Genomic DNA, 16,528 nt, shown 5'->3' with positions numbered 1-16,528 from the left:
TCTTTTGCTTTTCTATACAGACACTCGTTATGTCGCTTTTTTAAATATACATATGCAACTAAAGTCTAAAGAGTGTGGTTTTTATAACTTAAAGGCATGCTATAGTTTATGAAAATGCTGAAGCCTTACAACAGAGATGGGAAATTATGACAGAGGCAAGATTAACTCACTTAAAACAGTTAGAAGCGGAAAGTATTCACATCATTCGTGAAGTCGCTGCCGAATTTGACAATCCAGTAATGCTTTATTCAATTGGTAAAGACTCAGCGGTTATGCTGCATCTTGCTATGAAAGCCTTTTTTCCTGGAAAACCGCCTTTTCCGCTTATGCATGTGGATACTGGCTGGAAGTTTAAAGAGATGATTAGCTTTCGTGACGAGTTAGTTGCCAAGCTGGGTTTAGAGCTTATTGTCCATCAAAACCAAGAAGGGATTGATCAAGGCATTGGTCCATTTACTCATGGCAGTTCAAAACATACTGATGTAATGAAAACCCAGGGTTTAAAGCAGGCATTAGATAAGTATGGTTTTGATGCTGCATTTGGTGGTGCTCGTCGTGACGAAGAAAAATCTCGTGCCAAAGAGCGTGTATACTCTTTCCGTGATAAGCAACACCGCTGGGATCCTAAAAATCAGCGTCCTGAGCTATGGAATATCTATAATGGTAAAGTGAATAAGGGAGAAAGCATTCGTGTTTTCCCATTATCAAACTGGACTGAATTAGATATTTGGCAATATATTTACTTAGAAAGCATCCCAATCGTTCCTCTTTACTTCTCTGCAAAGCGTCCTGTTGTTGAGCGTGATGGCACGTTAATCATGGTTGATGATGAGCGCATGCCACTAAACGGCGAAGTCCCTGAAATGAAGTCGGTTCGCTTCCGTACTCTTGGTTGTTACCCGCTAACGGGAGCAGTCGAGTCTGACGCTGCGTCTTTGCCTGAAATTATTCAAGAAATGCTGCTCACAACAAGCTCGGAGCGCCAAGGGCGAATGATTGACCATGATTCTTCAGGATCAATGGAAGAGAAAAAGAAACAGGGCTATTTCTAAGTTTGGAGTAAATAATGTCTCATCAATCAGAATTGATCAGCCAAGACATCCTCGGCTATCTGAAGCAACATGAAGAAAAAGATCTACTACGTCTCCTTACTTGTGGCAACGTAGACGATGGTAAAAGCACACTAATTGGTCGTTTGTTACATGACTCAAAGTTGATCTATGAAGATCATTTAGATGCAGTCAAGCGTGACAGTAAAAAATCTGGCACACAAGGCGAAGAAATTGATTTGGCTCTGCTTGTAGATGGCCTTCAAGCTGAGCGAGAGCAGGGCATTACTATTGATGTGGCTTACCGTTATTTCTCCACTGAAAAACGTAAGTTCATCATTGCCGATACCCCAGGACATGAACAATACACACGTAACATGGCAACCGGCGCCTCTACCTGTGACCTTGCGATTATTTTGATTGATGCCCGCTACGGCGTGCAGACACAAACGCGTCGTCATTCTTATATAGCGGCGTTACTTGGCATCAAGCATGTGGTGGTGGCAATAAATAAAATGGATTTGGTTGATTTTTCTGAGCAAAAATACAGTGAGATTCAAACCGATTATCTTGCTTTTGCAGATCAGCTTGGTGATCGTAAACCACAAGACATCCAGTTTGTTCCTTTGTCTGCTTTACACGGGGATAACGTCGTTAACGTTTCTGAAAGTATGCCTTGGTACACAGGCTTACCTTTGATGGCGATCCTGGAAACTGTTCAGATTAATCGTGATGTAAAAAGAGATTCATTCCGGCTTCCTATTCAGTACGTTAACCGTCCGAACCTAGATTTCCGTGGTTTCTCTGGAACGATTGCTGCTGGTATTGTTAAGCCAGGTGATGAAATCATCGCCTTGCCTTCTGGTAAGAAATCAAAAGTTGCTAAAATAGTGACTTATGATGGCAATCTTGAATCTGCTAAAGCCGGTCAAGCGGTTACTATTACACTAGAAGATGAAATCGATATCAGCCGTGGTGATATGCTTTCACACCCTGATCAAGAGCCGCTGATTGCCTCAACACTTCGAGCTTCCGTTGTTTGGATGGCAGACCAACCATTGGTTCCGGGCAAGTTGTATGATTTCAAGCTTGGTACTCAAACAGTTCCAGGTAAAGTACATTATTTCAATTATCGCATTGGTGTAAATACCCTTGAACAGAGTGATATCGATTCCCTTGAATTAAACGGTATTGGTGATTGTGTTATTCAATTTGATGCACCTGTTGCGTTTGATGAATATCAAAACAGTCGTTTAACTGGTGCACTAGTCATTATCGATCGATTGACCAATGTCACCGTTGGTGCGGGCATGGTAGAAGAAGCAGTTGCTGAGCTAGACAGTGACTCAATAGTCAGTGCAGAAGACCGTGCTGCGCGTCTTGGCCAAAAGCCAGCCGTCATCGCATTATCTTCTGATGTTTTGGTGAAAGCCGATGCACTAGAAAGAATGTTATTGCGTCAAGGTATTGTGGTGTTGGTGAAAGCGGATGCAACAGATCAAGAAGCCAAATTACTTCGTCAAACAGGCGTTACAATTTTAGTGTCCGATGCGTCTATTGCTGACTCTGAAATTGTTGAAACAGTGCTTGATGATGTGGTTGATCTGATTATCGAAAGCGTTCGCTTATAATATAGGTTCAATGTTCTATAGCATAAAAAAACCAGCTCGTGAGGCTGGTTTTTTTTGCTTTAAATTCTATCGGTTTACTGCTTATTCTTCAGCATCGTTACGCTTTTCAATTTTATGCTCATCTTCGTTAATGCCAAGCTTCCAGTAACTGGAAATATAGAGATTTTCTTTGCTGATGTTTTTTTCTTTTTTAAAGAAATCACGTAACGCTTTCATGCTATTAAACTCACAGGCAGTCCAAACAGAAGTGCTCCCATTAAGCCAGTTAAGAGACTTTACTGCGCTTAGCAGAGTATTCGAATCTACTCCTGGACGAGGGTTTATGACCCATTTTATTTCTATATTTTCAGGGTGCTTTAATTCTTGTATATCTTCTTCAGAAACCACTTCTATCACGGCGTAGCCTTTAGCGGTATCTGGTAGCTCACCTAAATTAACGCTGATGGCAGGCAATGCGGTCATGTCGCCAACTAAAAGTTGCCAATCGGCTGATAGATTAATTAGTTTTTTAGGGCCTGGGCCACCAATTACAATGGTGTCACCAGCCTGTGTGGCTTTCGCCCATGTTGAAGCAGGGCCGCCATCTTCATGAAGCATGAAGTCAATGTCGATTTCATCGGCTCGGTGGTGGCGAATTGTGTACGTTCGCATTAATGGTCTTTCATCGCCATTAGGAAAAATCAATTTTACATAACTACTTTCTTGATCTTCTGGCAATGCCTTTACATTTTCTCCACCCAGCGTTAGGCGAAGCATATGCGGTGTTACAAGCTCTTTTCTGATAACAATAAATTCTTTAGGTTGTGGTCTGCTCATTGTTTGTCCTTAATTCTTTTTAAAAAAATTAATCACTTAGATTATTGATCATAATGTCGGCAATAACGGTAAAGCCTTGCACTTGCTCATCAGTAAGGCCTAATAACATTTTGCTTTTCATCTTTTGGTCGATTTTATGAATGGCATTCATTATTTCCTCGCCCGGTCGTGTAAGTAGAAGCGTCTGGCTACGGTGATTACGTGGGTGTGGTTTTTTTTCTATACAGCCTTCACTAAGCAATTCTTTGATAATTCTAGCAACTTGAGATTTGTCCAAACGTAAACGATGCGATATGTCTGTCGCTCTACAATCAGGTATTTTCTTAATACACTTCAGTGACCGAATATGCGTAATTGGCAAATCAATTCCAGACTGACTTGCAGCCTGTTTGATTGAGCTTCTGTATGTCAAAATAAGCTTATGGAGTACTTCGCTAATGTTGTCACTCATAAGTACCCCTCAATTGAGAATGAGTATCACTTTAATAATCTCTGTTGATATTGTCAACTGCAAAAAAAATGTAACTTCAAAACCTATTTTTTTGCTTATTTTGACTCACTTCTCTTTATATTAGCGCGCAGGTAGTTAAAATGGCTGCCGTTTTAATCCAATCAGATCGGCACAGTATGAATAAAAAAGAAATTCATGATGCAATAACCGAAGCGCTTTTAAATCGATTTAAGACAGCAGAGCTTGCTGCAAAACAAGCTCATCAAGCGGCGACTGGGGATGAAAGTGTTGCTGAGAATAAATATGATACATTTGGCTTGGAAGCCTCTTATTTGGCTCACGGGCAATCTCAACGCGTCATTGAATGCGAGCAAGATTGGCTTTTATTTAGTAAGAAAACTCATCACTTACACTGCATTGATAGTCCTGTCACTTTGTGGACGCTTGTTGAGCTGGAGCCATTGAACTCGACACTTTCTGAAAAGAAATACTTTTTTATTTCGCCTTGTGCTGGAGGGCTTAGCGTTGAGGTGAGTGAAAAATCCATTTTTTCAGTGACCGCCTCCAGTCCAGTGGGAAAGGCGTTGATAGGGAAGATGCTGGACGACGAAGTGTGTCTAACTAAAAACGGTCATCAAGTGGTTTATGAAATAACCTCTATACAATAAACCCTAGCTTGTAGCGGACAAATTTGACTTAGACCCTAGAGAGTCCGTCTTTGTTCGCATATAATGCTTTGCCTTAAAATATTCGGTTCTTCTGTCTGGTGCTCAACTTCCAGTAATATTTTATATACTGACCGGCAGAAAATACTCCAAGAACACACAGCTCTCTTACCGAGACAGTAATAGGAAAGAAATTATGCGCAGCCATTATTGCGGCGAGTTAAACGCTTCAAACATTTCACAAGAAATTACCTTATGCGGTTGGGTTCATCGTCGTCGTGACCACGGTGGCGTAATTTTCCTAGACATTCGAGATCGTGAAGGTATCACTCAGGTTGTATTTGATCCAGATCGTGCTGAAAGCTTTGCCATTGCAGACAGTGTTCGTAACGAATTTGTCGTTAAAATGAAAGGCCTTGTTCGCGCTCGCCCTGAAGGCACAACCAATGCAAACATGCGCACTGGTGAGATTGAAGTACTTGGTACTGACCTTGAAATTTTGAATGCCGCACAAACACCGCCTTTTCAACTTGATGAACACCAGTCAGTTGGAGAAGATGTTCGTTTAAAGCATCGTTTTATCGATTTACGCCGTCCAGAAGTGCAAGCTAAAATGCGCTTCCGTTCAAAGGTAACGTCTGTATTACGTCGCTACCTAGATGACAATGGCTTTTTAGATATCGAAACGCCTATTTTGACGCGTGCAACACCAGAAGGCGCTCGTGATTATTTGGTACCGAGCCGTACTCAACAAGGCAGCTTTTTTGCCTTACCTCAATCACCTCAGTTGTTCAAACAGTTGTTGATGGTTTCCGGGTTTGACCGTTACTATCAAATTGCTAAATGTTTCCGTGATGAAGATTTGCGTGCAGATCGTCAACCTGAATTCACGCAAGTAGATATCGAAACGTCTTTCATGTCTGAAGAGCAAATCATGGGCATGACAGAAGACATGATTGTTGGTTTGTTTAAGGAATTGATGGATGTTGATTTGGGTGCTTTCCCTCGCATGCCTTATTCTGAAGCAATGGAGACCTACGGTAGCGACAAGCCTGATTTGCGTATTCCATTGACAATTGTGACTGTGTCCGACTTGATGGCCGATGTAGACTTTAAAGTTTTTTCTGGCCCAGCAACAGACCCTAAGGGTCGTGTAGCAGCGCTTAAAGTACCTGGTGGTAATGCATTAACTCGTAAACAAATTGATGAATACACTAAGTTTGTCGGCATCTACGGTGCGAAAGGCCTGGCTTATATCAAAGTAAACGACAAGTCCAACCTAGAAGAGGGTTTGCAATCTCCGATTGTGAAATTTCTGCCGGTTGCAGTTCGTGAAGAATTGCTTACTCGCCTTGATGCTCAAGACGGCGATTTGATTTTCTTCGGCTCCGATTCTGAAAAAGTGGTTAATGAAGCTCTTGGTGCACTACGTTGCAAACTTGGTGAAGATATGAATCTTTACACATGCAAATGGGCACCTCTTTGGGTGGTTGATTTCCCCATGTTTGAAGAGACGTCTGACGGTGGCATTACAGCCATTCACCATCCGTTCACCGCACCTTCATGCTCACCAGAAGATTTGAAGGCCAATCCTTTGACTGCTCTTTCTCAGGCATATGACATGGTGTTGAATGGGACTGAATTAGGTGGCGGTTCGATCCGTATTCACCAGTCTTCAATGCAAGAAACAGTGTTTGAATTATTGAATATCAGCAAAGAAGAACAACAAGAGAAGTTTGGTTTCTTGTTGGATGCATTGAAGTTTGGTGCGCCACCACATGGCGGTTTAGCATTCGGCCTTGATCGTCTGGTTATGTTGATGACAGGTTCTAGCTCTATCCGTGACGTAATTGCTTTTCCAAAAACGCAAAGCGCAACGTGCTTGTTAACTCAAGCACCAGGTGAGGTGAGCGAAAAACAACTTAAAGAATTAAGCATTCGTGTTAGAAAACCAGTGGTTGAATCATAAAGCTAGCGTTTAAACTTATTTTAAAACAGTAAGTTATGTTACAAAATTGAAAGTAAATCGTAAAAGGCCGCTTATTCGCGGCCTTTTTTATAGATTGCCATTGCATACTTGTTAAAGGACTGTTGAAATATACAGTAATCATAAAGGGCACAGAAGAAGCATGGTTAAGACTAGAATTTTAGCGATTGATCCAGGCTCTCGAATTACGGGTTTTGGGATTATTGATGTATTAAATGGCAAGTCCATTTATGTCAACAGTGGCTGCATTCGACTACCAGATGAGGCGCTGTCCGTTAGACTTAAACATATCTTCAATAACGTTTCTGCTTTGCTCGATGAATATGAACCAAATGAGTTTGCTATCGAGGAAGTTTTTTTAGCCAAAAATGCGAATTCTGCTTTAAAGCTTGGTCAAGCAAGAGGCGCGGCTATTGTGGCAGCTTCTCTTCAAGAGCTTTTTGTCTATGAATACGCGGCCAGACGAGTCAAGCAATCTGTTGTTGGGAATGGCAACGCAGATAAAACACAAGTTCAGACAATGGTACAGTTGTTATTAAGTTTATCCTCTAAACCTCAAGCGGATGCAGCAGATGCTTTAGCGATTGCTTTGTGTCATGCTAATACTCGAACATCCGGCGGGCTAGAATATGGTGTCGGTAAGCGAGCAGGGCGCTCATCTAAGCGCTGGACAGAACAAGATGTAAGGAAAGCGTTGTGATCGGACGAATTGTCGGCACCTTGGTAGAAAAAACACCACCTGAACTATTGGTTGATGTGGCTGGTATAGGGTATGAAATTAGCGCATCGATGACGACTATTTATGATTTGCCTCAAGTTGGCGGTCAAGTAACACTCTTTACCCATTTTTTAGTAAAAGAAGATTCCCATACTCTTTATGGTTTCATTAATAAAAATGAACGCGCTTTATTTCGTGTTTTAATAAAGGTAAACGGTATTGGGCCTAAAATGGCATTGGCTGTTTTATCTAGTATGTCTTCTGAAGAACTTATTACAAATGTCCAAGAATCAGACGTAGACGCGCTTACGCGGATTCCAGGGGTTGGCAAGAAGACTGCTGAGCGCCTTATTATTGAATTGCGAGACAAGCTTGGACAAGCTGCAAAAAATGATTTGTTCTCTACGCCTACCGTATTACGTCAAGTACAAGCAGACCCTAGGCAAGAGGCTGAAGCCGCTCTCATATCTCTTGGTTACAAACCGCAAGAAGCCGCCAAGGCGATTGCTGGTGTGCCAATGGATTCAGCCAATAGTGAAGACGTTATTAAGGCCGCTTTGAAAGGGATGCTAAGGAAATAAAGCATGATTGAACAAGATCGTATTATTTCTGCTGAACTTAAAGGTAATGATCGACAAGTGGATCGAGCAATACGGCCACAAGCACTGTCTGAGTACATAGGCCAACCCGTTGTTAGAGAGCAGATGGAAATTTTTATTGAGGCGGCTAGACAGCGAAATGAGCCATTGGATCATACTTTAATCTTTGGCCCTCCAGGATTGGGCAAGACAACACTTGCTCATATCATAGGTAACGAAATGGGTGCGGATGTGAGAACAACTTCAGGCCCTGTATTAGAAAGGGCTGGCGACCTTGCTGCTTTACTAACAAATCTAAATGAAGGCGATATCCTTTTTATCGATGAGATACACAGATTAAGCCCAGCCATTGAAGAGGTGCTTTATCCCGCAATGGAGGATTACCAACTCGACATTATGATTGGTGAAGGCCCGGCAGCGAGATCGATAAAAATTGAACTCCCGCCATTTACACTTGTCGGAGCAACAACGCGAGCGGGATTATTAACCTCGCCTCTACGTGACCGCTTTGGCATTGTTCAACGATTAGAATTCTATGACGTTGCATCTTTAACCACTATTGTGGCTCGCTCTGCGGGAAAAATGGGCATGGAACTCGATCAGCCAGGTTGTTTTGAAGTGGCAAGAAGGTCACGAGGAACACCCAGAATAGCAAATAGGTTGCTCCGAAGAGTGAGAGACGTGGCACAAGTAAGAGGTGAGGTGCTTGTAGGGCAAGCTGTTGCTCGAAGTGCATTGGATATGTTAAGTGTAGATAGTCAAGGTTTTGATCATTTAGATAGACGTATGTTATTGACTATGATAGAAAAGTTCGACGGAAGACCGGTTGGACTGGATAGCGTTTCTGCTGCGCTAGGTGAAGACAAAGATACGATCGAAGATGTCATTGAGCCATTTTTGATTCAGCAGGGTTTTATAATCAGGACACCAAGAGGTCGTCAGGTTACAAAGCGTGCATATGAACATTTTAATTATCAACTACCTTCAGATTTTAAATAGAGGTTACTAATGTCAATTTGGGGTCTTATCGCCAGTGCTAGTTTTGTTGTTCAACTTGTTATGTTGATATTACTAGCTGCTTCCATTTTTTCATGGATTGCAATATTTCAGAGAATTCGAGTTTTAAAAGAAGCGAAAAAAGTTCGTGCTGCATTTGAGGAAAGCTTTTGGTCTGGTATCGATCTTAGTCAGCTGTATCGTAAGCTCACGCAAGAAGGTCGAAAAGTGGAAGGTATGGAGAATATTTTCACATCAGGAATCAAAGAATTTACTCGATTAAGACAGAGCCAAAATGTTGATCCTGACGCCATTATGGATGGCGTACAAAGAGCAATGCGAGTAGCGCTGTATCGAGAAGAGGAAAAACTGGACCAACATCTCCCGTTCTTAGCAACTGTTGGTTCAACGAGCCCTTATATAGGTTTGTTTGGTACCGTTTGGGGAATCATGCATTCATTTATTGGGCTAGCCGAAGTGCAACAAGCAACACTAGCTGCCGTTGCACCTGGTATTGCCGAAGCACTTATAGCGACAGCGATAGGGCTAGCAGCCGCCATTCCTGCGGTTATAGCTTACAACCGTTTTTCTTCGACCGCTGAATCTCTGGGTTCAAGCTATGAAAACTTCGCTGATGAATTCACTAGTATCTTACACCGCAAGGTACATGTTAGAGAGGGAGGCGCTGTATAGTGGCTCGCCCTAGAAGAAGAAATAAACGTCGCCCAATGGCTGAAATAAATGTTGTCCCTTACATTGACGTAATGCTGGTGTTGCTGGTTATTTTTATGATAACTGCCCCTATGCTTACTCAAGGTGTTGATGTGGAGCTCCCTAATGCCAGCGCGTCTCCAATACAAGACAGTGAAAACGACGTAATGATTGCCTCGGTAGATTCAAAAGGTAAGTTCTATTTGGATGTCGGCGGCAAGCAGGAATCAATAGCATTAGCAAAACTACAAGATAGAGTCAGAAAGGTATTGAGCCAAAATCCGAAGACGTCTGTATTAGTCAGAGGTGATAGAAATGTCCCTTATGGCGATGTCATTGGATTAATGGTTGCTCTACAAGGCGCAGGAGTTCCGAACGTAGGACTAGTGACAGAGCCGGATAGAAATTAATGAAGTGGTTGCGCAGTGAAAATTACAGCATTCCAATCTTGCTAGCAGTGGGTTTGCACCTTAGTATCATTGTCGCTGGCGTGGTTGTTATTGATTTTAGTGATAATGCCCCTCAGCAACCTAAAAGGCCGCATATTGTCAATGCAACGGTTATTGATATCTCTCAGACAATAATTGGTAAGCGAGAATCTGAAGAAAAGGCCGCCAAACAACAGCAGGCAGCTTTATCTGAAAAAAAGAGAAGAGAAGCTGAACAAAATCAAAAGAAAGAAGCAGAACGTAAAGCCCTAGAAGACAAACAAAAAAAAGTCGCTCAAGCGAAGCAGATAAAAGAAAAAGCAGCCGAAGCATTGCAGAAATCCAACGAAAAAAAACGTGACGCGGAGCAAAAGCGTATAGCACAAGAAACTGAGAAAAAGCGATTGGAGCAAGTGGCAGACAAAAAGCGCTTAGCAAAAGAGGCCGAGGTTAAAGAGCAACTGAGTAAAGAACTGATCCGTAAAGCTGAAGCAGAGCGTATGGCTGTAGAAGAGCGTAAGCGTCAGGAAGAAGCAGCAAGATTAGCGGAACAGAAAAAAGCGGAAAAAGAAGCTGCGCAAGCTGCTGCAGAAGAAGCAAAGAAACGTGCTGCAGAAGAAGCTCAAATGGTGCAATCTATTAGTAGTTTGATTAATAATAGAGTGACATCTGCGTGGATTCGTCCACCAAATGCACGTAATAATATGATAGCTCAGTTACGTATTTATTTCTTACCGAACGGTGAAGTTATGAATGCTCAGGTTACTAAAAGTAGTGGTGATGCTTTGTTTGATCAAAGGGCCGTTGATGCAGTTTATAAGGTAAGACGTATTGAAGAGTTAGCAACAGTTGACTCTTATATTTTTGAAAGAAACTTTCGTCAGATAGATTTAATTTTTAACCCGCAGGATTTGAGAAATTAATGATGTTTAAAAAATGGTTGAGTGTTATTTTCACTTGCTTGATATTTTTAAGTTCAGCTAAAGCTCAATTAGTCATTGAAATAACGAGTGGCGCTGACCAGTTGCTTCCTATTGCCGTGGTACCTTTTGGGTATGACGGCTTTGAAGCGTTACCTGAAGATATAGCACAAATTGTAGAAAATGACTTGGCAAGAAGTGGCTTGTTTCAGCCAGTACCGCGGTCTAATATGTTAAGCATGCCATCAAAAGAAGCGGATGTTTTCTATAGAGATTGGCGCCTTTTAAAAAGTGATTATGTTGTCATCGGCAGTGTTCAAAAGCTGCCCAACAATCAGTATCGCATTGGCTTTGAGCTGTTAAATGTTTTAAGCCAAAAACCTGTTCAAAAACACAGCTCTATTGACGTTAGCTCAAGAAACTTTAGGGACGCTGCGCATTACATTAGTGACAAAGTTTACGAACTACTAACAGGAACAAGAGGGGCATTCAGCACAAGAATATTATATGTTACTGCTGAAGGCGATAAAAAAGCCCCTTTGTTTAAACTGCAAGTTGCCGATGCTGACGGGCATAGGCCTCAGGTCGTAGTAGAATCTAAAGAGCCTATATTATCTCCATCGTGGAGTGGGGACGGACGAAATATAGCTTATGTCATGTTTAGAAACCGTCGCCCGAACATCTTCATTCAAGAGCTAGCGACAGGCAAGCGTCAGCAGATTGCGCAATTCAGAGGGTTAAATGGTGCGCCAGCATGGTCGCCAGATGGTAAAAAATTAGCATTGGTATTGTCTAAAGATAATAACCCAGAAATTTATACTTTAAACATTGCGACTCAAAAACTTGAGCGCATGACAAATCATTATGCTATAGACACCGAACCAAGCTGGGAACCAGATGGTAAGGGAATTGTATTCACATCTGATCGTGGCGGAAATCCGCAAATATATCGGTTGGATGTAAGTAGTAAGCGTGTTGAGAGGGTTACTTTTGAAGGTGATCTAAATACCAGAGCAAGAATGACGCCTGATGGCCGATACCTTGTGACGGTTCAAAAGAACGATGGCAACTATCATATTGCGCTACAGGATATGAAAACAGGCCGAGTTCAAGTTCTCACAGAGACTTACTTAGACGAATCGCCAAGCATTGCGCCAAATGGTAGCATGGTGATGTATGCCACAACCTATCAAGGAAAGGGTATCTTATCGGTAGTATCCGTTGATGGGCTTGTAAAATATAGGTTACCATCGGCAGAGGGTGATGTGCGTGAACCATCTTGGTCCCCGTATTTCAAATAAAGACATTGAGGAGTGAATAATGAGTGTAAATAAACTAGGTAAGATTGCTGTAATTGGATTATCTGCAGCTTGGATTGTAGGTTGTAGCACAACAGCAACGGATACTGATTCTTCAACTGTTGCTGAAGATGCTAATTCAACAGAACAAGCAACTGAAGATTCTGATCAAGCATTTGGTGCTGGTGAAGAGGGTGCTTTAACAAGCGTTATTGTTGATGACGCAGCAGCAACTGAAAAAGCTAGCATGGACTCTTTAGCAGGCGTGCAAACTGTATTTTACTTTGATTTTGATAAATCAATTGTACGTCCAGAGTCTCGTGAAGCTCTAGCGAAACATGCTGAGCATCTTGTATCGAATCCTGATGCGCGTATCGTATTAGAAGGTCATGCTGATGAGCGCGGTACTCGTGAATACAACATGGCTCTTGGTGAGCGTCGAGCTAAGGCAATCAGCCGTTATTTGACTATCCAAGGCGTAGCAGCGTCTCAAATTGAAACAGTAAGCTTTGGTGAAGAAGTTCCTGTTGCCTTTGGTCATGATAGCAACGCTTGGCAGTTAAACCGTCGAGTAGAAGTTCGTTACGAATAATGATCTATAAAGACGTGAAAATTCGCTCTTTTGCAGTGGCGCTGTGTTTTACAGCGCCACTTGCATTAGCCGATATTCAGAAAGTAAGCAGCGGTCTTTCACCAAATGCTGCTGCGGACTTACTTTTCCAATTGGATACACTTCAACAAGAGGTTCAAAGCCTTCGAGGTCAATTAGAAGAGCAAGGGCATGAATTAAGGTTAATGAAGCAGAGCCAAAGAGACCGTTACATTGATCTCGATAAACGCATATCTTTGCTTATGTCGGCCTCTGTAAGTGAGCCAAAATACATATCTGCCCCAACAGCAAAGACAGAGCAACCCATAATTCAGACACCAGCCAAAAAAGTGAATGCATTAATAGCCTCGCCTTTGGCTCCCGTCAATTTACAGCCACCAACAGAGCAATCTCAGCAATCTTATAATGATGCTTATAATTTAATTCGTCAGAGGAAATTTGACGAGGCTGAAATAGCATTTGCTAAGTTTGTTAATAATTTCCCAAACAACTCATTAACGGGTAATGGCTATTATTGGCTAGGAGAAGTTAAGTTGGTTCAGGGAAAACCTAGAGAAGCAATAGAGGCATTTTCTATTGTTCTCCAAAATTTCCCAGGGCATGGTAAAGAGCAAGACTCATTGTATAAGTTAGGAACTGTCAGCGACCAACTTGGCGACACGGTCAAGGCTAAATCTTATTTACAAGATGTCATTAGACGTTTCCCCGAGAGCAAGGCCGCTAAGCTATCTGCTGGGTATTTAAGTAAAATTAAATAGCTTGTATTCCTCAACGGGTTCTGTATTATACGCAACCCGTTGGGTCGTTAGCTCAGTTGGTAGAGCAGTTGACTTTTAATCAATTGGTCACTGGTTCGAATCCAGTACGACCCACCAACGTATTTTATTCCTTTTGTGATTTTTGGGTCGTTAGCTCAGTTGGTAGAGCAGTTGACTTTTAATCAATTGGTCACTGGTTCGAATCCAGTACGACCCACCAAAAAACACTCATTCCGCTCCCAGTTTCTTAAGGGGTAATGATATGTCCGAACTTTTCAATAAAGCAGCACTTCGAGATACTGTACAAAAGTATCTATCGGAAGCTGAAAAAAGCCTTGAAATAAAGTCTATCGACAATGAAGAAATTCGTACTGAAATCAAATTTTTGCTGAAACAAAAAAATGCAGTCTTAGTAGCACACTATTATACAGAAGATGCCATTCAAGAATTAGCCGAAGAAACAGGCGGAGTAATCGCCGATTCCTTGGAGATGGCTCGCTTTGGGGCAAACCATGACGCTGATACTTTAGTGGTTGCAGGTGTTAAATTCATGGGTGAAACCGCAAAAATATTGAGCCCAGAAAAAACTATTCTAATGCCAACCTTAGAAGCTACATGCTCATTAGACATCGGTTGTCCGATTGATGAGTTTTCTGCTTTTTGTGATCAATACCCTGAGAGAAAAGTGGTTGTGTATGCAAACACTTCTGCGGCCGTTAAGGCTCGCGCTGATTGGGTTGTTACATCCAGTATTGCGCTAGACGTTGTCGAACACCTTGTTGAGCAGGGCGAGAAGATCATTTGGGCACCGGATCAGCACCTAGGTGGTTATATCCAGCGAGAAACAGGTGCGGATATGATTCTTTGGGATGGTGCCTGTATTGTCCATGAGGAGTTTAAAGCCAAAGGAATTCTAGACTTAAAAACGGTCTATCCTAATGCTGCTATTCTTGTTCATCCTGAATCGCCTGAGTCAGTGGTTGAGATTGCAGATGTTGTAGGTTCAACGTCGCAGTTACTGAATGCCACGAAGAATATGCCAAATGAAACCTTTATTGTCGCAACGGATAGGGGGATTTTTTATAAAATGAAGCAAGCCTCCCCAAAAAAACGCTTCATTGAGGCCCCAACAGCAGGCTCAGGTGCAAGTTGCAGAAGTTGTGCGCATTGCCCTTGGATGGCACTAAATAGCCTAGAGATGCTGCGTAATTCGCTTAGAGATGGTTCAGGGGAGATTCATATCCCAGAAGAGACTAGATTAAAAGCACTTATTCCATTACAGCGAATGCTTAATTTCAAAAAGAATAATTAAAACTAAATTTAGGGATAACTAATTGCTTAGTGTCCCTAAATATTTCATTTCCAAATCAGAGAATGCAAGTTGTAATCGATCACATTCAAGGCTCTTCTTGTTATACACTACTCTCAGTTCTTGGTAATCTTTACTTGATGCTACATTCATTAGTTTTTCCTTAAGCTCTGTGGTCTGCAGTGCTAAACCTTTGTTTCTTTCTCTTTGCTCTAGAAGAGGCTTAGATAAACTTGATGATGAATCCTTTCCATCAGGCATAAGAGCTTCGACCTTTTCTCTTAGGTGGTGATTTGTATCTTCTGCCGTTTCTAGTTCTTGTGCCAATAAAGTGACGCAAGTTTCAGACTCCTGTAATAAACGCTCGAGCATTTTGGTGTCCTTGTCTTGCTCTATAAGGCTATCCGTCGACATATTTTCAAGTGCTGAGTTCAAATCATCACGAAGAGAGATCAGAGTCTCTTTCTTATTTGCGCTGAGAGTTTGAAGATTTCCTATAGCCGTTTCATTGCTTTGAATCAGTTGTCTTTCCATTTCAGCCAGCTTTGCATCTTTCGCACTGATATCCTGTCTTAATGACGAAATAGACAAGCTGGATGTCTCAAGTTCACTATCAAGCTGTAAAATTAGGCTTTGAGACTCTTCCGACATACGCTCCATTTTGGCAATAGCAACTCTTTGAGCCTCAACAGCACCTTGTGAGTTGTTATTTTTATTCGCTTTATCTATTTGAATTTTAAGCTGATCAATAACCATTTTCTGGCGTTCGGATAAATTACTTAAGCCTGATATTTGCTTAAATGAGGTGCTACGAACTTGTTTATCTTGCCTTTGAACAGTGGGAGCCTGCAAATTGAATTCAGAAAAATTTCTATCACTTTCTGCTTGATTTTTTTCTAAATGCTTGATTTTTTTCGTTAGCTCAAAAACTTCTGTCTCTAAACGCTTATGCTCAAGCTTTTTAATATCCAGTTGCTTAATGCGTTTTTTCGCTCGATCTATATTTTCACGTAAATCTTCATTAAGTGAAAATTGGCTTTTAGATAAAGATTCCTTTGTTATTAGCAGCTCCGTTGTTTGGTAAAATTCTGCTTTCATTTCTTCTAAGTTTTGATTCAGCTCATCAGCGCTAGTGTTTTGTAGCTTTGGAGCAGATAAAGCATAGAGCAAGTCTGATAAAAACTTATTTAAAATTGGCTTTGGATTTTCGCTAGTTTGGTTAAGTAAAATCGCTCTTTCTGCCTTAAGTACAGTCCCCCAAATTTTTAACCCATTTATTTCGTGTTGATTTACTTTTCCCGGAATAAGAGAAGCGGCAGCGAAATTGATTTGTAAATCTAAATAATGCGCCAAGCCTTTATAGCTTTTAGGTTCACTATCGATTCCGATACCCGAAGCAGATCCTTCCTGTTGCTGGGCGCCAGCCTTAACCTCTTGATTTTTTTTACGAAGGGAATGAGATAGCCATAAAAAAATGAAGTTGGCCAACAAAAGAAAAGTGCTTAACTCAAGTAGAGTCCAAACTAACCACTTAGACATAAAAAACTCCTAGACCCCGAGATAATAGATGCAATTTCCATTA

At 41.6% G+C, this 16,528-nt stretch carries 17 protein-coding genes and 2 tRNA genes; 16 read left to right on the top strand and 3 right to left on the bottom strand.

Annotated elements, in window-relative coordinates:
- The first annotated feature begins 146 nt into the window (after positions 1 to 146).
- Positions 147 to 1,052 (top strand): sulfate adenylyltransferase subunit CysD, encoded by a 906-nt coding sequence (gene cysD / locus M3I01_RS10015; protein ID WP_255895713.1) that lies wholly within the window; start codon positions 147 to 149, stop codon positions 1,050 to 1,052.
- Between the two features lie 14 nt (positions 1,053 to 1,066).
- Positions 1,067 to 2,680 carry a sulfate adenylyltransferase subunit CysN gene (gene cysN / locus M3I01_RS10010; RefSeq protein WP_255895711.1) on the top strand — a complete coding sequence of 538 codons (1,614 nt, stop codon included), beginning with the start codon at positions 1,067 to 1,069 and terminating at the stop codon, positions 2,678 to 2,680.
- An 81-nt stretch (positions 2,681 to 2,761) separates the two neighbouring features.
- Here the strand turns inward: cysN and M3I01_RS10005 are convergent, their stop codons facing one another.
- Positions 2,762 to 3,496: a siderophore-interacting protein gene (locus M3I01_RS10005; protein ID WP_255895710.1), complete on the bottom strand. Its 735-nt coding sequence runs from the start codon at positions 3,494 to 3,496 to the stop codon at positions 2,762 to 2,764.
- Positions 3,497 to 3,524: 28 nt separating this feature from the next.
- Positions 3,525 to 3,947 carry a MarR family winged helix-turn-helix transcriptional regulator gene (locus M3I01_RS10000; protein WP_255895708.1) on the bottom strand — a complete coding sequence of 141 codons (423 nt, stop codon included), beginning with the start codon at positions 3,945 to 3,947 and terminating at the stop codon, positions 3,525 to 3,527.
- A gap of 140 nt (positions 3,948 to 4,087) precedes the next feature.
- Here M3I01_RS10000 and M3I01_RS09995 point away from each other — a divergent pair, with 140 nt between their 5' ends.
- The 14 genes from M3I01_RS09995 to nadA all read left to right on the top strand — a co-directional run bounded on the left by M3I01_RS09995 (position 4,088) and on the right by nadA (position 14,949).
- Positions 4,088 to 4,615 carry a transcription elongation factor GreAB gene (locus M3I01_RS09995; RefSeq protein ID WP_255895707.1) on the top strand — a complete coding sequence of 176 codons (528 nt, stop codon included), beginning with the start codon at positions 4,088 to 4,090 and terminating at the stop codon, positions 4,613 to 4,615.
- Between the two features lie 193 nt (positions 4,616 to 4,808).
- The gene (gene aspS / locus M3I01_RS09990) at positions 4,809 to 6,581 is read left to right on the top strand and encodes an aspartate--tRNA ligase (protein WP_275565058.1); all 1,773 of its coding nucleotides are present in this window, start codon (positions 4,809 to 4,811) and stop codon (positions 6,579 to 6,581) included.
- A gap of 160 nt (positions 6,582 to 6,741) precedes the next feature.
- Positions 6,742 to 7,299 carry a crossover junction endodeoxyribonuclease RuvC gene (ruvC, locus tag M3I01_RS09985; protein WP_255895705.1) on the top strand — a complete coding sequence of 186 codons (558 nt, stop codon included), beginning with the start codon at positions 6,742 to 6,744 and terminating at the stop codon, positions 7,297 to 7,299.
- Positions 7,296 to 7,898 carry a Holliday junction branch migration protein RuvA gene (gene ruvA / locus M3I01_RS09980; protein WP_255895703.1) on the top strand — a complete coding sequence of 201 codons (603 nt, stop codon included), beginning with the start codon at positions 7,296 to 7,298 and terminating at the stop codon, positions 7,896 to 7,898. The genes ruvC and ruvA overlap by 4 nt, the downstream gene beginning before the upstream one ends.
- Positions 7,899 to 7,901: 3 nt before the next feature.
- A complete protein-coding gene (gene ruvB, locus M3I01_RS09975; RefSeq protein ID WP_275565057.1) occupies positions 7,902 to 8,915 on the top strand; it encodes a Holliday junction branch migration DNA helicase RuvB in 1,014 nt (337 codons plus the stop codon).
- Between the two features lie 9 nt (positions 8,916 to 8,924).
- Positions 8,925 to 9,605, top strand: a complete 681-nt coding sequence (gene tolQ, locus M3I01_RS09970) for a protein TolQ (protein ID WP_112138697.1) — start codon at positions 8,925 to 8,927, stop codon at positions 9,603 to 9,605.
- On the top strand, positions 9,605 to 10,033 hold the full coding sequence (gene tolR, locus M3I01_RS09965) for a protein TolR (protein WP_255895701.1): 429 nt from the start codon (positions 9,605 to 9,607) through the stop codon (positions 10,031 to 10,033). The genes tolQ and tolR overlap by 1 nt, the downstream gene beginning before the upstream one ends.
- An 80-nt stretch (positions 10,034 to 10,113) precedes the next feature.
- Positions 10,114 to 10,974: a TonB family protein gene (locus tag M3I01_RS09960; RefSeq protein WP_255895700.1), complete on the top strand. Its 861-nt coding sequence runs from the start codon at positions 10,114 to 10,116 to the stop codon at positions 10,972 to 10,974.
- On the top strand, positions 10,974 to 12,272 hold the full coding sequence (tolB, locus tag M3I01_RS09955; protein ID WP_255895698.1) for a Tol-Pal system beta propeller repeat protein TolB: 1,299 nt from the start codon (positions 10,974 to 10,976) through the stop codon (positions 12,270 to 12,272). The genes M3I01_RS09960 and tolB overlap by 1 nt, the downstream gene beginning before the upstream one ends.
- 19 nt (positions 12,273 to 12,291) lie before the next feature.
- A complete protein-coding gene (gene pal / locus M3I01_RS09950) occupies positions 12,292 to 12,861 on the top strand; it encodes a peptidoglycan-associated lipoprotein Pal (protein WP_176335386.1) in 570 nt (189 codons plus the stop codon).
- A gap of 14 nt (positions 12,862 to 12,875) precedes the next feature.
- Complete coding sequence (gene ybgF / locus M3I01_RS09945) at positions 12,876 to 13,637, top strand: tol-pal system protein YbgF (protein ID WP_255895696.1); 762 nt, start codon at positions 12,876 to 12,878, stop codon at positions 13,635 to 13,637.
- 41 nt (positions 13,638 to 13,678) lie between these two features.
- Positions 13,679 to 13,754 (top strand) — tRNA-Lys (locus tag M3I01_RS09940).
- A gap of 27 nt (positions 13,755 to 13,781) precedes the next feature.
- Positions 13,782 to 13,857, top strand: a tRNA-Lys gene (locus M3I01_RS09935).
- 42 nt (positions 13,858 to 13,899) lie between these two features.
- Positions 13,900 to 14,949 carry a quinolinate synthase NadA gene (gene nadA / locus M3I01_RS09930; protein WP_255895695.1) on the top strand — a complete coding sequence of 350 codons (1,050 nt, stop codon included), beginning with the start codon at positions 13,900 to 13,902 and terminating at the stop codon, positions 14,947 to 14,949.
- An 18-nt stretch (positions 14,950 to 14,967) separates the two neighbouring features.
- Here nadA and M3I01_RS09925 read toward each other — a convergent pair whose 3' ends face one another.
- Entirely contained in the window at positions 14,968 to 16,485 is a 1,518-nt protein-coding gene (locus M3I01_RS09925; RefSeq protein ID WP_255895694.1) for a coiled-coil domain-containing protein, read from the bottom strand.
- Between the last annotated feature and the right edge of the window lie 43 nt (positions 16,486 to 16,528).

The organism is Marinomonas maritima, assembly GCF_024435075.2.
Classification (GTDB): domain Bacteria; phylum Pseudomonadota; class Gammaproteobacteria; order Pseudomonadales; family Marinomonadaceae; genus Marinomonas; species Marinomonas maritima.
The sequence above is the reverse complement of the archived record's forward strand: the minus strand, read 5'-3'. Positions and strand labels throughout refer to the sequence as shown.